The 15,723-nt window shown below is 69.7% G+C and carries 12 protein-coding genes; 6 read left to right on the top strand and 6 right to left on the bottom strand.

The window, feature by feature from the left end:
- Positions 1 to 23: 23 nt before the first annotated feature.
- The 5 genes from FQ142_RS14745 (at position 24) to FQ142_RS14765 (ending at position 8,671) form a co-directional block, all read left to right on the top strand.
- Complete coding sequence (locus FQ142_RS14745; RefSeq protein ID WP_188042419.1) at positions 24 to 1,328, top strand: MFS transporter; 1,305 nt, start codon at positions 24 to 26, stop codon at positions 1,326 to 1,328.
- Complete coding sequence (locus FQ142_RS14750; protein ID WP_149423896.1) at positions 1,301 to 3,820, top strand: glycoside hydrolase family 2 protein; 2,520 nt, start codon at positions 1,301 to 1,303, stop codon at positions 3,818 to 3,820. Before FQ142_RS14745 ends, FQ142_RS14750 begins: the two co-directional genes overlap by 28 nt.
- Positions 3,817 to 5,271: a carboxylesterase/lipase family protein gene (locus FQ142_RS14755; RefSeq protein WP_149423897.1), complete on the top strand. Its 1,455-nt coding sequence runs from the start codon at positions 3,817 to 3,819 to the stop codon at positions 5,269 to 5,271. Before FQ142_RS14750 ends, FQ142_RS14755 begins: the two co-directional genes overlap by 4 nt.
- Positions 5,268 to 6,740: an AMP-binding protein gene (locus FQ142_RS14760; RefSeq protein WP_149423898.1), complete on the top strand. Its 1,473-nt coding sequence runs from the start codon at positions 5,268 to 5,270 to the stop codon at positions 6,738 to 6,740. Before FQ142_RS14755 ends, FQ142_RS14760 begins: the two co-directional genes overlap by 4 nt.
- A gap of 113 nt (positions 6,741 to 6,853) precedes the next feature.
- Positions 6,854 to 8,671: a carboxylesterase family protein gene (locus FQ142_RS14765; RefSeq protein ID WP_188042420.1), complete on the top strand. Its 1,818-nt coding sequence runs from the start codon at positions 6,854 to 6,856 to the stop codon at positions 8,669 to 8,671.
- Positions 8,672 to 8,704: 33 nt separating this feature from the next.
- On the opposite strand, the gene FQ142_RS14770 is transcribed toward FQ142_RS14765, so the two are convergent.
- On the bottom strand, positions 8,705 to 9,619 hold the full coding sequence (locus tag FQ142_RS14770) for an SDR family NAD(P)-dependent oxidoreductase (protein WP_149423900.1): 915 nt from the start codon (positions 9,617 to 9,619) through the stop codon (positions 8,705 to 8,707).
- 92 nt (positions 9,620 to 9,711) lie between these two features.
- Between FQ142_RS14770 and FQ142_RS14775 the strand changes: the two genes are divergently transcribed.
- Positions 9,712 to 10,197: a MarR family winged helix-turn-helix transcriptional regulator gene (locus tag FQ142_RS14775; RefSeq protein ID WP_149423901.1), complete on the top strand. Its 486-nt coding sequence runs from the start codon at positions 9,712 to 9,714 to the stop codon at positions 10,195 to 10,197.
- Here the strand turns inward: FQ142_RS14775 and FQ142_RS14780 are convergent.
- From FQ142_RS14780 to FQ142_RS14800, 5 genes are all read right to left on the bottom strand, one after another.
- Entirely contained in the window at positions 10,194 to 11,951 is a 1,758-nt protein-coding gene (locus FQ142_RS14780) for a sensor histidine kinase (RefSeq protein WP_188042421.1), read from the bottom strand. The genes FQ142_RS14775 and FQ142_RS14780 overlap by 4 nt on opposite strands.
- A 113-nt stretch (positions 11,952 to 12,064) precedes the next feature.
- A complete protein-coding gene (locus FQ142_RS14785; RefSeq protein ID WP_149423903.1) occupies positions 12,065 to 13,252 on the bottom strand; it encodes an ABC transporter permease in 1,188 nt (395 codons plus the stop codon).
- Positions 13,245 to 13,952, bottom strand: a complete 708-nt coding sequence (locus tag FQ142_RS14790; RefSeq protein WP_149423904.1) for an ABC transporter ATP-binding protein — start codon at positions 13,950 to 13,952, stop codon at positions 13,245 to 13,247. Before FQ142_RS14790 ends, FQ142_RS14785 begins: the two co-directional genes overlap by 8 nt.
- A complete protein-coding gene (locus FQ142_RS14795; RefSeq protein ID WP_188042422.1) occupies positions 13,949 to 14,989 on the bottom strand; it encodes a peptidoglycan-binding protein in 1,041 nt (346 codons plus the stop codon). The genes FQ142_RS14790 and FQ142_RS14795 overlap by 4 nt, the downstream gene beginning before the upstream one ends.
- On the bottom strand, positions 14,986 to 15,609 hold the full coding sequence (locus FQ142_RS14800; RefSeq protein ID WP_149423906.1) for a hypothetical protein: 624 nt from the start codon (positions 15,607 to 15,609) through the stop codon (positions 14,986 to 14,988). The genes FQ142_RS14795 and FQ142_RS14800 overlap by 4 nt, the downstream gene beginning before the upstream one ends.
- Between the last annotated feature and the right edge of the window lie 114 nt (positions 15,610 to 15,723).

A 15,723-nucleotide genomic window follows, 5' to 3' on the forward strand; every position in this document is an offset into this window, starting at 1 on the left:
CGTATCGGATCGAGATGAACCCCATGGATATCCCCCAGCCGGCCGTCGACGTCGACGGCCCCACGGCTCCCCCCTCCCCGACCGTGACCACCCCCTTCGGGCGGGTGATGGCGGCGATGATCGCGTCGTACCTCGGCGGCATCGTCGCGCTGGCAGTGCCGGTATCGGTGCTGCTGACACTCAAGCTCGTCGAGATGGTCGGTCAGGACGGTGTGCCGTTGGCGCTCGGTCTGATCACCGGATGCGGTGCGGCGACGGGCTTCTTTGTCAACCCGATCGCGGGTCGCATCAGCGACCGCACGCAGCTGCATTTCGGGCGCAGGCGCACGTGGATCCTCGCCGGCGGATTGGCCGGGGCGAGCGCGCTGTCGGCGATCTGGTTGACGACCGAGGTGTGGCAGATCGTCGTCCTCTGGTGCCTGGTCGAGATCTTCATCGGTTTCCAGATGTCCGTGACCGGTGCGCTGATGGTCGATCAGGTGCCCGCGGCGAAGCGCGGATCCATCTCGGGTGCGCTCGGCCTGATCGTCGCCACCGGTCCGCTGATCGGTCTGGCCATCATCACCCCGCTCAGCGGAGCCGCGCAATGGATCGTGCTCGCCTCGCTCACGGTGATCGGCGCGTTGATCGCCGTCACTCTGCTGCGTGAGAGCCCGTTGCTGGAGAAGCCCTCGAAGATCGGCGTGCGCGAGCTGCTGTCCTCGTTCTGGGTGAGCCCGCGTCGCCACCCGGCGTTCGCCTACGCCTGGATGGTGAAGCTCTTCGTCGGTGCGGTCGGAGCGGCCGGTGCGTACAACGGCGTCTTCCTCCTGCAGCGCATCGGAACCACGACGGAAGAACTCGCCTCCACCGTGCTCGGCATCTCCATCATCTTCGTCGGCGTCGGAGGCACGGCCTGCCTCCTCGCCGGCATCGTCTCCGATCGTATGCGGGTGCAGAAGCCCTTTGTGATGGCGGGCGGCTTCCTCGGCGCGGGAGGACTCGTGGTGCTCGCCTTCGCCGACGCACTTCCCGCGGTCTACCTGTCCACCGCGATCAGCGCCGTCGGCGCGGGCATCTTCCTGTCCGTCGACACCGCGCTCAGCTCGCGGATGCTTCCCCGCGCGGAGACCATCGGCAAGGACCTCGGCGTGATGAGCCTGGCGGGAACGATCCCCGCCTCGGCCATCCCCTTCATCGCGCCGCTCCTGCTCGCCATCGGCGGCTTCACCCTGCTGTACCTGCTGCTCGCCGTCCTCGGCGTGATCGGCGGCCTGCTGGTGATGCGGCTGCCTGACCTCGGAAAAGAAGGAGACCCGCGATGGGCACAGCTGACGGTGACACGATGACCCTGGTGATCGGCGGGTGGGAGCTGCGCGACACCGCCGAGGGCCTGGGCGATGCGCTGGCGCTCTCGACCGGCGACTCGCAGGAGTGGCTCGCCGCGGTCGTCCCCGGCGGCGTGCACCCCACGCTCATCGCGGCGGGGCGCCTGCCCGACCCGTTCGCGGATGACAACCTCTCGAAGCACCGATGGATCGAGAACCGCGACTGGTGGTATCGCGCACGCTTCGACGCCGAGGCAGGTGACGTCCGGATCACAGCCGACGGGCTGGACACGATCGCCGAGCTCTTCATCGACGGGCGATCGATCGGCCATCACGCCAACCAGTTCCGTCCCGCCGAGTTCGACGTGACGCTCGAGACGGGTGGCGAGCACGTGATGCTCATCCGCTTCTCGCGCCCGCTGCCGCACAGCCCCGAAGCGGAGGAGAACGGGAACAAGGGGGCCGCGAAGGTGGCGGCGGGTCTGCGCAAGGCGACCTTTTCGTGGGGGTGGGACTTCGGTCCGCGTCTGCCCTCGATCGGCCTCTCCGGCGACGTCATCGTGGAGCGCGCCGCACGTCCCCGGCTCGCCGCGCCTCACGCGCACACCTCGTTCCTGGCGTCCGACCACTCGCAGGCGCGCGTGATCGTGAGCGTCGAGGTCGAGAACCTGGGGGCCGCCGGCGAGACGCCGCTGTCGGTCGATGCGGTCCTGACCTCTCCCGGCGGCACCGCGCACGCGCAGTCCGTCGCCGTCGTCGACGCGAGCGCCACGGTCGAGCTGGTCGTCGACGACCCCGACCTGTGGTGGACGCATGACCTGGGCCGACCCGCCCTGCATGACCTGCGCGTCGACCTGCGCAGCGCCGACGGCATCGTCGACACGCATGCCTCTCGAGTGGGCATCCGTACGATCGATCTGTCGCGTCCGATCGATCCGATCGACGGAGGGCGACTCTTCCAGTTCATCCTGAACGGCGTGCCCGTGTTCGCCCGCGGTGCGAACTGGGTGCCGCCGAGTCCCCTGGTCGGTGTCGTCGACGCGCCCCTGCGGCGCGAGCTGGTGCAGCGCGCCGCCGAGGGCGGGATGTCGATGCTGCGCGTGTGGGGAGGCGGAATCTACGAGCACGACGTCTTCTACGACGCGTGCGACGAGCTCGGCATCCTCGTCTGGCAGGACTTCATGTTCGCCTGCGTCGCCTACCCGGGCGACGACCCCGCTTTCGCCGCGGAGGTCGAGGTCGAGGCACGGCACCAGATCCGACGCCTGCGCAGCCGAGCATGCCTGGCGCTGTGGTGCGGCAACAACGAGACAGAGGCCCTCGCGGCCATCTTCGAGCACGACTCCGGCACCTCGGCGGGCGAGTGGGGGCACCACCTCTTCCACACCGTTCTCCCCAGAGCGCTCGACGGACTCGACGACGTCACCGCCTATTGGCCGGGGAGCCCGTGGGGCGGGAGCACCGACGAACTCAACGGCTTCCTCGACGGAGATCGCCACGCCTGGGAGGTCTGGCACGGACGCGACGGTGGTCCGTTCTTCACCGAGCTCGCCGACCGTGGCGACCGCCCCGGCGACGTGCGTCACTGGCGTCGCTACGCCGCCGACACGGGCCGGTTCATCACCGAGTTCGGCATCCTCTCGGCTCCGAACCGCGAGACCTTCGACCGATGGATGCCGGGAGCCCAGCTGCACGACGACGTCTTCGACACCCACCTGACCGATCGCCCCGGCGACAAGATCGAGCAGATCATGGAGATCGCCACCGGTCTGCCCGACGATCTCGAGCAGTACATCGATTCGAGCCAGACGGTTCAAGCCGAGGCGATGCTGTTCGCGGTCGAGCACTTCCGGCGCCGGCAGCCCCGCACCGCCGGCACGCTGGTCTGGCAGCTCAACGACTGCTGGCCGGGCATGACCTGGTCGCTCCTCGATGTCGACAGCACACCCAAGGCCGCGTACTACGCGATGGCGCGGGCCAGTGCCCCCCTGGCGGTCAGCATCGCCGAAGACGGCGAAGGCGGTGTGGAGGTCTGGCTCGTGAACAACACCCGTCATCACCAGCGGGTGCCCATCGACGTCGAGATCGGCACGTTCGACGGGGCGGATCGCATCCGTCAGCAGGTCATCGGAGAGGCAGAGGCGGCCACGTCGGTGCTCGTGTGGTCGACGACCGTCGCCGCCGCCGACGAGCGGCACTACGTCTGGGCGTCCAGTCCCGACGACGCATTCCCCATCGCCCGCACGCACTTCGTCGACCCCGGTGCGCTGCAGATCGATCCGCCGAGCGTCTCATGGAGCGTTGACGGCCCGTACCTCGACATCGTCTCGAAGGGCTACAGCTATGGCATCCGCATCTCGCACCCCGAGCCGACGACGCGGCTGAGCGACAATTGGTTCGATATGCGCGACGGCGATCGACGTCGGATTCTCGTGCAGAACGGCGATCCGACCCTGGCGCACGTCGGTCCGAGTCGACTGCAGGCACTCGAGCACCGGAAGGCCGACGCATGAGCGAGACGACGACGACCACCGCCCGCATCAGCACGGGTGACCTGCGGGGCCAGCGCATCGGAGGTGTCGACAGCTACCTCGGGATCCCGTACGCCGCGCCGCCGATCGGAGAACTGCGGTTCCGTGACGCGGCACCGGTCGAGCCCTGGGACGACGTGCGCGACGCGACGACAATGGGACCCACCGCTCCGCAGAACGAGCTGTCGGCGTTGTCGGCGCGGTACCTGCCGAACGTCGTCGCACTGGGCGACGAGTATCTGAACCTCAACGTCTGGGCACCCGCCGACGCGGTGGACTGCCCTGTGATGGTGTGGATCCACGGCGGATCCCTCCGCCACGGCTCCAACGCACTCGACGGATACGACGGCACGGCATTCGCCCGCGACGGTGTGGTGCTCGTGAGCATCAACTACCGCCTCGCCTTCGAGGGCTTCTCGGTGATCGAGGGTGCTCCGCTCAATGTAGGGTACAGCGACGTGGTCGCGGCCCTGCGCTGGGTGCAGGCCGAGATCGCCGCGTTCGGCGGCGACCCTGAGTCGGTGACGATCTTCGGGGAGTCCGCGGGCGCGGTCATCGTCAGCAACCTGATGGTCGGCGCTCACGCCGGCAGTCTCTTCCACCAGGTGATCGTCCAGAGCGGGATGCCCGCTGCGGCGAAGCCCGGCGAGTCGGCGGGAGCCACGCGCGCCCTGAGTCGTGTGCTGGGCATCCCCGCCACGCGGGATGCGTTCGCCGCCGTGCCCGTGGAGCGCATGATCGAGGCGGATCGCGAGACCAAGGATCACCCGGACCGTCGCATCAAGGAGGCCGGCTGGAACGCCACGATCGGCGGCCCCTTCGTCGAGAACGACCCGATGGACGTCGCCCTGACCGAGGCGGCCGACGGGGTGCGGGTGCTCGCCGGATGGACGTCGGAGGAGCACACCTTCTTCCGCATCGACACCCCCGTCGGGCGCATCCTCTTCGCCCTGGCCTGCCTGAAGGCCGCCGCGGGCCCCCGCGTCGTCCGGGCCTACCGCCGCGCCTACCCCACGGCGACTCGCGCCGAGCTGATGGTCATCATGACGATCGACAAGATCCTTCGTCTGCCGATGAACAGGATCGCGGACGGGCGTCGCCGACGCGGAGCACGCACCTGGTTCTACGAGTTCGACTGGGGCAGCCCCTTCGACGGCCTCGGCGCCACGCACGCGGTCGAGCTCCCGTTCGTCTTCGACACGCTCGACTCTCCGGACTGGAGGAACTTCATCGGGACCGAGGCTCCGCAGCGGCTGGCCGACGAGGTGCACGCCGCGTGGGTGCGCTTCGCGAAGACCGGCGACCCGGGCTGGCGAGAATGGGATGCCGACCGACCGACCATGGTCTTCGGTGCCGAGCGCTCCGAGGTGGTCGACCGCCGGCGCGATGCGCAGCTCGCCGCCTGGCGCGAACGTGAGGGCGAGCGACGATGAGCGTCCATGAGCCGGAGTTCGACGCGACGACCCCCTTCGTGGAGGTGCTTCGACGCTGGGCCGAGCACGCCCCCGACCGGCCGGCCGTGTCCGATCCCGACCGCACGCTCTCGCGCGCGCAGCTCGACGCCGACAGCGACGCCCTCGCCGACGCCTTCGCCGCACAGGGTGTGCGCGCCGGCTCCCTCGTGACGATCGCGCTGCCGAACGAGGTGGCCTTCTTCACAGCCGTCGTCGCGGCGTGGAAGGTCGGTGCGACGCCCCAGCCGGTGTCGTCACGCAGCCCCGATGCCGAGCTGGCACGGGTCCTCGAGCTGGCGAAGCCCGCGCTGGTCGTGGGGCGACGTGTCGACGGGGTTCCGAGCATCGACCTTCCTCTCCAAGGCGGCCGCGAGAGCGGCGGCGACCGTCGCCCGGGTGTCGTCGCGGCATCCTGGAAGGCACCGCTGTCGGGCGGCAGCACGGGTGCGCCGAAGCTGATCGTCTCGACTCTGCCGGCACGCTATGGGAGCCTCGCCCCGTTCGCACCCCTGGTGCGGATGAGGTCGCAGGGAATCAGCATCATCCCGACACCGCTGTCGCACAACATGGGACTACTCTTCGGAACCCTGACTCTGCTCACCGGGGGCGAGGTGGTGATCCTGCCCCGGTTCACACCGGAGTCGTTCGTGCGGGTCATCGACGAACGACGGGCGACCTGGGCGATCGCCGTGCCGACCATGCTGCACCGGACGGAGCGGCTGCTGACCGAGGGCGGTCTCGCCGATCTGTCGAGCCTGGAGGCCGTCGCCGTCGGCGCCTCGGCATGCCCGCAGCGCCTGAAGGAGTTCTGGGCCGATCGTCTCGGACCCGAGCGGATGATCGAGTTCTACTCGACGACCGAGAACCAGGTGATCGCGCTCGCCGACGGAGGCACGTGGCGCTCGCACCCCGGCTCGGTCGGCCGCGTCGTGGTGGGCGAACTCGAGGTCCGCGACGACACCGGCGCCGCGGTCCCGGAGGGGACCGTCGGCGAGCTGTGGATGCGGCGCGGCGCCACGGAGCCCATCCCCTACCGATACCTCGGCGCCCAGGCGCGACGCGACGATGACGGGTGGGACTCGGTCGGTGACCTCGGCAGCATCCGCAACGGATACGTCTACCTCGCCGATCGGGCCTCGGACATGATCATCGTCGGCGGGAGCAACGTCTACCCCGCCGAGGTGGAAGCCGCGCTCGAAGAGCATCCGAGCGTGCAGTCGAGCTGCGTGATCGGGCTCCCGGACGACGAGTACGGCAGCCGCCTTCATGCCATAGTGCAGGCATCGTCCCCGCTCACCGCGGAGGAGCTCATCGCGCATCTGCGCGAGCGGCTGACGCCGTACAAGATCCCTCGCACGTACACCTGGACGGCCAGCGCCATCCGCGATGATGCGGGGAAGGTGCGGCGCAGCGCTTGGCGGGAGAAGGTGCTCTCCGAGCAATATTAGTCAGATTTGACTAATACTGGATGTGCGACAAGGCTGGAAGCATCCATCCCCTCGCCATCGGAGGCCCCATGTTCGCCGAGGACGCACCACCACCCACGCCTCAGACGGCGCGGGTGAGCACCCGCACCGTGGTGTGCCGGTCGATCGCCATCGCCGTGCTCGCCGCGATCGGGGTCCTGTTCGCCTGGCTGAACGACTCGCCCTGGTGGGGGTGGCTGCTCGCCGGCGTGCCGGTCGCCCTGACGGCCAACGTGCTCATGGTGCCCCTGACGCGCCGCCGGTGGCTGCGCGCCACCGCCTGGATGCTCGGAGCAGCGCTCACCGCGACGGCCGCGATCAGCACCGGGCCGGTACTCCGCCCCCTTCCGGCCTCCGAGGGCGGAGTGCCGTCGGCAGCGACCGTTCTCACGACGGAGGGTCCTGTCGCCGGCGTCATCGACGGCAGCAGAGCAGTCGAAGTCTTTGCCGGCATCCCCTACGCGAAGCCGCCGATCGGCGACCTGCGGTGGCAGGCCCCGGAACGCCCCGCCCCGCGCAAGGAGGTCTTCGAGGCCGACCACTTCTCCGACATCGCGATGCAGGACGGCTCGGATTTCATCACCCGGGCGCTCCCCAAGATCATCCCCTTCCCGCTGCGTCCTGGACTGCGCAGCACCTCGCCCATGAGCGAGGACGCGCTCACACTGAACATCTGGCGGAGCACCCGGCCCAGCACGGAGCCGCGACCGATCCTCGTGTACATCCACGGCGGGGGGTTCAAGGGCGGATCCAGCGCCGTGCCGCTCTACGACGGCGCGAACCTCGCCGCGCACGGCGATGCCATCGTCGTCACCATCAACTACCGCCTTGGCGTCTTCGGCTACCTCTCTCACCCCGACCTCGCCGCCGAGTCCCCCGACGGGGCTTCGGGCAACTTCGGCACCCTCGATCAGCTGGCGGCACTCCGCTGGATCGACGAGAACGCCGCAGCGTTCGGCGGGGACAACACCCGTGTGACGATCGCCGGGGAGTCGGCGGGCGGCGAGGCGGTGTGCATCCTGGGCGCGACCCCCCTCGCCGCCGGGCTGGTCGACGGGATCATCGGCGAGAGCGGCGCGTGCATGGGAACGACCGGCGACGCAGAGACCGGAGACCAGGGCGACACGCGTGCCGTCGCCGAGCAGGCCGGTGAGCGCCTCTCCGAACAGCTCGACATGAGCATCGCGGAGATGCGCGAGATGCCCGCCGACGAGCTGCAGCGCGCGGCGGCCGATCTGTCGGCACACTGGCGGCCGTCCGTCGACGGTCACGTGCTCGAGCGCTCGCCCGTCGAGATCTATGAGCGGGGCGAGCAGCTGGACGTCCCGCATCTGCTCGGCAGCAACGCCGATGAGGCCTCGTTGGGACTCGCGGTGCCGCTCGGAGGGTCACTGGAGGATTTCCGGAGCACAGCCCACGAGACGTACGGCGAGGATGCCGAGGAGTTCCTGCGACTGTATCCGGCGACGGAGGAGAATGCGCCGGAGGTGAAGGCGCAGGCCGACACCGACCGCGTCATGACGGCAGGAATGCACCAGTGGGCGCAGTTGCACAGCGAGCACGCGTCATCCCCGACGTTCCTCTACTTCTTCTCTCACGTTCCGCCCGATCCACGCCTCGAGCACTTCGGCGCCTACCACGGCGCCGAAGTGCTGTATGCCTACGACAACCTCGAGGCGGGTGATGATGCACGCTACGGCGCCGATGACTACGCACTGCGCGATCAGATGACGAGCTACTGGCTCAACTTCGTGAAGACCGGCGACCCGAACGGCGGCGCGCTCCCCACCTGGCCACCCTTCACCGACGCCCCCGACCAGGTGATGGAGTTCGACCGCGGCAGCCGGCTCGCCCCGCGCCCGCAGCCGGAGCAGATCGACTTCTGGATGCGCTACACCGGACCCGTCGCGTAGTCGTCGCGCGCCGGATCCTCGCGCATGGGCGCCTCAGCCCCGCGGGAGGACGGAGGCACCGAGAATGCCCTCGATCTCGGTCCACAGTGCGGCACCGATCATCTCGTCGGAGCTGCTGGGCACGGGCGTGGCGAGATGCGGTGTGCCCGTCGCGACACGTCGGGGGCCGATGTAGGGACGCACGCCCGGCGTCGTCATCGCCACGGCGGCGATGGCCGACTGCGCGGCGGACTCCTTGCCCTGAACGATTCGCGAGAAGAGCGGCGCGATGACAGGCGCCAGAAGACGCACGGCCGTCGACCGCTGATGCAGCGGCGGCCTGTCGGGGGTGAGCGCATCGATCGCCCCACCCGGATGAGAGACGACGGACCGTATGCGCGAACCCGACGCGATGAGGCGCCGGTCGAGCTCGAATCCCAGGATCTCGGCGGCATGCTTCGACATGGCGTACGCGACACGGGGGCGGTACGAGGTCTGCGCACGCCAGTTGTCGAGGTCGAAGGGGATCTCTCTCGTGAGCATGCTGCCGGTGCTGACGATGCGCGCGGCGCCAGCACGCTGGAGCGCGGGCAGCGCGAGGCGCAGAAACTCCATGTGCGCCACGACGTTCACGTCGACGGTGGATTCGACCCCGAAGGCGCCGGTCGTGGAGGTGGGGGACGCGGCGATGACTCCCGCGTTCATCACCAGCCCGTCGAGCGTGCCCTCCTCGCCGATGAGCGCTCCGGCCGTTCGGACCGATTCCCGGTCGGACAGGTCGAGTTCCAGGTGACGATGTCGGCTCGGTTCGGGCAGCAGATCGATGGCGACCCGCGCCCTGGTCGCGGAGCGCGCGGCGACGATGAGGCGTGCGCCCCGGCGAGCGAGCCCTTCCGCGATGAAATAGCCGATGCCTCCGCTGGCACCGGTGACGAGGATCGTGTGTCCGTCGAGTCGCGACAGGTTCATGCGCAGCCTCTCTTTCCGTCATTTTGATTCAATACTTGAAGCATTCCCTCCGATAGTACAGTCCTTGAAGTGAAGACCGATACGCTGAGCGCATGGCCCCTTCGCGAGAACAGCAGCTGTCGGAGGCGCTCTTCGCCGTCTACGATCTCGTCGCACGCACCGATGAGGCTCTCGCGCCCGCCCTGCGCGAGTATGGGATCACCGCGACGACCGCGCATGTGCTCTGGGCGATCGACCCCGACGAACCGGCTCCGTCCATGCGCACGGTCGCCCGACTGACGCACTGCACTCCCCAGAACGTGACGTTCATGTGTCATCAGCTCGAGGCCCGGGGGCTGGTCGAACGACGGACATCGCCGTCCGACAAGCGTCAGCGCGTGATCGAGCTCACGGCACGCGGTCGCACGGCACGCGAATCGATCGTGGCGCTCGTCTCGACCGACTCACCTCTCGCCGACACACCGAGCAGAGACCTCGACGCCATCACCGGGCTGCTGATCGCACAGCCTCACCCGACACCGCAGGGCACGACTCGCACCGACGCACAGGTTCCGCCGCGCGAGCGTCGGCCGCGCTAGGCCTGCGCAGGCAGCGACAGCTCGAACCGACTCCCCTCGCCCAGCGTGCTCTGCGCGTCGAGCGTGCCACCCAGCGCCTCGGCGAGGCCGCGGGCGATCGAGAGGCCGAGGCCGGTGCTCTCCCCGGCACGGACCCGGGACGGCTCGCCCCGCCAGAGCCGATCGAAGACCCGAGGAAGGTCTGCGGACGGGATGCCCTCGCCATCGTCGACGACGGCGATACGCACTCGGCCCTCCGACACTCTCGCCTCGAGGGAGACGTGTCCGCCCGTCGGGGTATGACGGAGGGCGTTGGCGAGCAGGTTGTCGAGGATCTGCCGCAAGCGGGCGGGGTCGGTCCGCAGCGGAAGCACCGGCGGGGCGTCGACGGTCAGCGTGATCCCCGCGGTGGCCGCGCGCGCTCGGTGCGCATCGAAGAGCTCCCGCACGATCCCCGCCGCGTCACACGTGGTGCGCTCGAGCTGGAGGTCGCCGGACTCGGCGAGTGCGAGAAGCTGCAGGTCGCCGGTGATCCGTTCCATCCGCCCCGCCTCGTCAAGCACGAGCCGATGCAGCTCCGCGTCATCGAGACCGAGGCCGTCGTCCGCCGCCTCGACCCAGCCGCGGATGTTCGTGAGAGGGCTGCGCAGCTCATGGGCGATGTCGCCGAGCAGGCGCCGTCGTGATGCTTCGTGTCCCGCGATCTCCGCGGACATCCGGTCGAAGGCAGCACCGACATCGGCGAGGTCGTCGCGGGCCCGCAGGCCCGTGCGCGCGTCACGATCGCCCGCGCTGAAGCGATCGACGGCCACCTCGAGGCGGCGAGCGCTGCGCAGAGTGGGCACGATGATCAGCGCCGCGGCCGCCGCGAGAAGTGCCGACAGCGCGGCGACCACCGCAGCGGTGCGGGCGATCGACCCCGGGCTTGCGTCGAGCAGCCCCCGCTCGTCGCCGCGCTCGTCGGTGATCACCAGATGCACGGCAGGTGCCGTCGTCGCCGCTGCCTGTGCACTGCGTGCCTGCATGAGGCAGTCGACGGTGATGTCGTCGACGACGTCACCGGCGGCCCGGATGCTGCGCAGCGCCAGATACGACGGCACGATCGACGGAGACAGATCGAGCTCGACGTCCGTGACGGGTGGCTCTCCAGCGGCGAGCAGGCAGACGTTCATGCGGTCGCGGACGTCGTCGAGAGCGGCTCTCTCGGTCGGCAGCGGACTGTTCAGCGCAGCTCGGCCGCAGTCCGGAGCATCGTCGAATCCGGCGACCACGGGTCGGCCGCTCCCCCAGACCGCCGTCTCCACGACCGCATCCCCCAGGCACTCGACGACAGCGCTCGCCTGGCGCGCGAGCTGCCCTCGCTGCGCGTCATCGAGCAGGAAGGGACCGTTCACGCCCTCGTGCAGGCGCGAATCCAGCGTCAGCGGATCCGCGAGGATCTGCAACGGGTCGAGCAGCCGCGTCGCCGGTTGCGGACGAGGCAGACCGGGTGCCGTGTCGGCGATCACCTTTCCCGCGCCGTCGACGAGCGCGATGCGACGCCCCGTCTCCTGGCTGAGCCGGAGGAGCATCGGACCGACGTCGTCCCAGTCGGCGTGGCTCCCGGCCCAGATGGTGAGCGCGTCGATCACCTGCTGATCGCGGGCCAGATTCAGATCGGACACCTGCTGGTCATATCGGTATTCCGAGGTCTGGGCCAGCCAGACGGTTCCGACCACCGAGGCGAGGACGAGCAGCAGGCACGCGGCCAGATAACGGATGAGCAGCCGTGGCACACGTCGACCGCCTCCGGCTGCGCGTCTCGTCGTCTCACCCATCTCGCCTGCAATGCTCTCATCGACTCCTCCCGCAGCGCGCATCCGTCCTTCGCTTCTCCGCCCTCGCTCGCTCACGTGGCCGCGAGCGCCGCGGTCGGCGACTGCCGGGCGGCGCGGACCGACGGAGCGAGGCCGGCGACAGCGCCCGTCCCGAGCGCTGCGGCCATGCCCGACAGCACCGTCGCCACCGGGACGACCAGCGGCCACCCTTGGACGCCGCTCCAGGCGGCCGTCGCCAGCAGCCCGAGCATCACTCCGCCGGCTCCGCCCAGCGCGCAGAGCACGATCGCCTCCACCAGGAACTGCGCCTGGATCTGACCACGGTGCGCACCGAGAGCCCGGCGCAGTCCGATCTCCCTGCGCCTCTCGAGCACGGAGACGAACATCGTGTTGGCGATGCCGATCCCCCCGATCACAAGCGCGACGGCGGCGAGCGCGAGGAACAGCCCGTCGAAGCTGGAGCGGGCAGCCTCCTTCGCGGCGAGCACGGCAGAGGGCTGACCCACCTGCACGAGTCCGCTCGCCCCCGGCGAAAGTGTGGCCGCGATCACAGGACGCAGCGCGTTGATAGAAGACTCGAGACCGGTGACGTAGGCGACGGTGGGCACACCGTCGAAGCCCAGCCAGCGCCGCGCGGCCGCATCGTCGACGAGAACCGCCGACTGCAGGTCGGCCGAGAGCGGGGTCTCCGCCAGCACCCCGACGACCGTGAACGCGACACCCCCGAGGTCGATCGTCACCGGCCGGTCCGGAAGCTGCGACAGGCCGAGTCGTTCGGCGGCATCGATACCGAGCACCGCGGTCGGCAGGTCGCTGCCATCGAGCCAGCGACCGGAGGTCACCTCTGCGCGCACCACGCTCGCGAGATCTCCGCCCACCGCGAGCGTGGTGAGGCCGCTCTCGGGGTAGCCGCGGAGTTCGTTGCTGCGCACGGGGGAATGCGTGTTGCCGACCGATGCGGCTCCGGTGACGGTGCCGATGCGCTCCAGCATGCCGACGGCCTCGGCCGGAAACGGCACGAGTTCACCGTCGGCACCCGCACGGGGATCCGCGCGCAGCAGGTCGGCGCCGAGCGCGGTGAGCTGTTCGTCCAGAGCAGCCTGAGACGACGCGGGCACCGCCGTGACGGTCACCAGCGTGGCAATGCCGATGGCCACTCCGATCGCCGAGAGCACGGCGCGGAGAGGGCGGGTGCGGAGCCCGACGGTGCCGACCCCGAACAGATCCCGGATGTCGAGTCGGGGACGACGCTCACGCATGCGCCACCTCCTCGGCATCGGTACGGGTGTCCGAGTCCGTGATGATCCGTCCGTCGCGCAGCTCGATGCGCCGCGGCAGTCGTGCGGCGAGCTCGACATCGTGTGTGATGACCACGACCGTGGTGCCCTCGTCGTGCAGCTGCTCGAGAAGAGCGAGCACGCGTTCGCCGTTCGCCGTATCGAGAGCGCCGGTCGGTTCGTCCGCGAGGACGACGAGCGGGTCGGTCACGATCGCGCGGGCGATGGCGACCCGCTGCCGTTCACCGCCGGAGAGATCCTGCGCCGCATGCCCGATGCGATGACCGAGTCCGACGCGCTCCAGGGCCGCGCGCGCGAGCCCGCGGCGCTCACGCCGAGGGACTCCGTTGTAGAGCAAAGCGGTCGCGACGTTCTGCTCGGCGCTGACGCCGTCGGTCAGGTGGAAGCCCTGGAACACGAACCCGATCGTCTTGCCGCGCAGAGTCGAGAGCTGCCGATCCGTGAGATCGCGGGTGTCGACACCTCCGATCCGAACGGAGCCCTCGGTCGGTCGGTCGAGCGTGCCGAGGACGTTGAGCAACGTCGACTTGCCGGCGCCGGAGCGTCCGACGATCGCGGTGAGCTCCCCCGCAGCGATCTGCAGGGAGACATCATCGAGGGCGGCGACACCGCCGGGGTGGATGCGGCTGACGTGGTCGAGTTCGAGCGCAGGCGTGGTCACTTCGCCGTCACCACCGTCATGCCGGCGTCGATTCCCGCGCCGTTCACCTCGACGAGGTCATCGGCGATGAGACCGATCTCGACGCCGTGGAGTGCACCCTCTTCGTCCTGGAGCGCATAGCCGCCCTCTGCGAGGGCGACGAGCGAGGCGACCGGCACGAACAGCACGTCCTCCACGCTCCTCGTCACGACACGGACCGTCACCGCCGCGGCATCGATGCCGTCGACCGCCGCCTGATCATCGATCGAGACCACCGCCTGGACCTTGGCATCGATACCCTCACCGGTCGTCGTCACCGTGACGAGGGAACCCTCGACGGTACGCCCGTCGGGCAGTTCGATGGTCGCTCTCGCGCCCGCCCCGACGGCTCCGGCATCCTGAGCAGGCACCGAGGCCTCGACGATCCTGGCCGTGGCCGTGACCGTGAACGGCTGGCCTGCTGCGGGATCGCCGGGTCGTGCCGACACAGCGGCGATGCGGCTCGGCGCACTCAGGACGATCACGTCGGCGGGGCCGAGCGCGCCGGTACGCTCCAGATCGAGCGACTCCTGCCAATCGCGCACGGCCTCGGCGAACTGCGGTCCCGTCGTGAAGGTCGCCGGGTCGCTCCGACGAAGGTGTCCGAGCTCCATGAGGTTCGCCGCGACCATGCTGATGTCCGCACCCTTCAGCCCGGAGCCGTCGACCGCACGGTAGAGCGGCACATCGCCGATCAGCACCGGCACCGCACGCTCGTTCGCGCGCAGTGCCACGGAGCCGCGGTCGAGCTGCGCACCGACAGCGGGCAGCTCGGTGATGATGCCGTCGGCCTTCACCGACACCGGCGCCGCCGTGCCGAAGCCCACGGTGCCGTCGAGGCGGGCGGACTGCGAGAGCACGCCGCGCTCGATGACGGCTGTCGACGGAGCGGCCGTCTTCTCGACGGGGGCGGCATCAGCGGGCTGGAGCAGCAGGACAGCACCCGCGCCCCCCGCGGCCAGCACCAGGCAGAGCGCGACGACGCTGACGATCACGGTGCGACGCCGCGACCGCGTCATGGGGCGACCTCGTCGGATGCCGATGCCATGCATTCGTCCATGTACTGCATCCCCAGCGAGACCGACGAGGAGTCGTTGCCCTCACCGCCGAGATCGATGCCGATCCTGCCGAACTGACCGGCGTCACCGATCTCGACCTCGCGGACGCCGCGTTCGCGCAGGCAGTCCACGACCTGCTGCATGAACCGCGGCGCATCGGGGTTCTTGACGTCGACCTCCCACGGGGGCATCGGTGCCAGAGGCAGGCAGATCGCCTCTGCCTCGGCGGCTTTCTCGGGGTCCCCGGTCGCCGCGCCGGTGGCACTGCTGCCACCACCGCTTCCCCCCTCCGAGGGTCCCTGCGGTGAGGAGTGGTCGGCGACACAGCGATCACGGGGCGCCCATGCGGCCAATGACTCCTCGTCTGTCATGTCCAGACGCTCCCGAACGGGCTCGCCGTATTCGGCGAAGAGCGGATCGACGCTCTCCGTCGGCGCCGGAGCCTCGGTCTCCAGCGTGGCGACCTGCGGGTCGCCGTCGGCGCCCTGCTCCGCCGCGGACGCGGAGCAGGCGGCGAGCACCCCCAGAAGCGCGATCGCGCCTGCTGCGGCCATGAGGGATCTGCGGGTGGTTCGGAACACGGTTCCTCCTGATGTCGTGAGTGGCTGTCACCCACACTCCGCCCCGAATGTGAGCGACTTGTGAAGGAACGGTCCGGAGGCCGACCACGCTCATGCCCGGTGCTTAGGATCGAA

This window comes from Microbacterium sp. ANT_H45B, from assembly GCF_008369345.1.
Classification (GTDB): domain Bacteria; phylum Actinomycetota; class Actinomycetes; order Actinomycetales; family Microbacteriaceae; genus Microbacterium.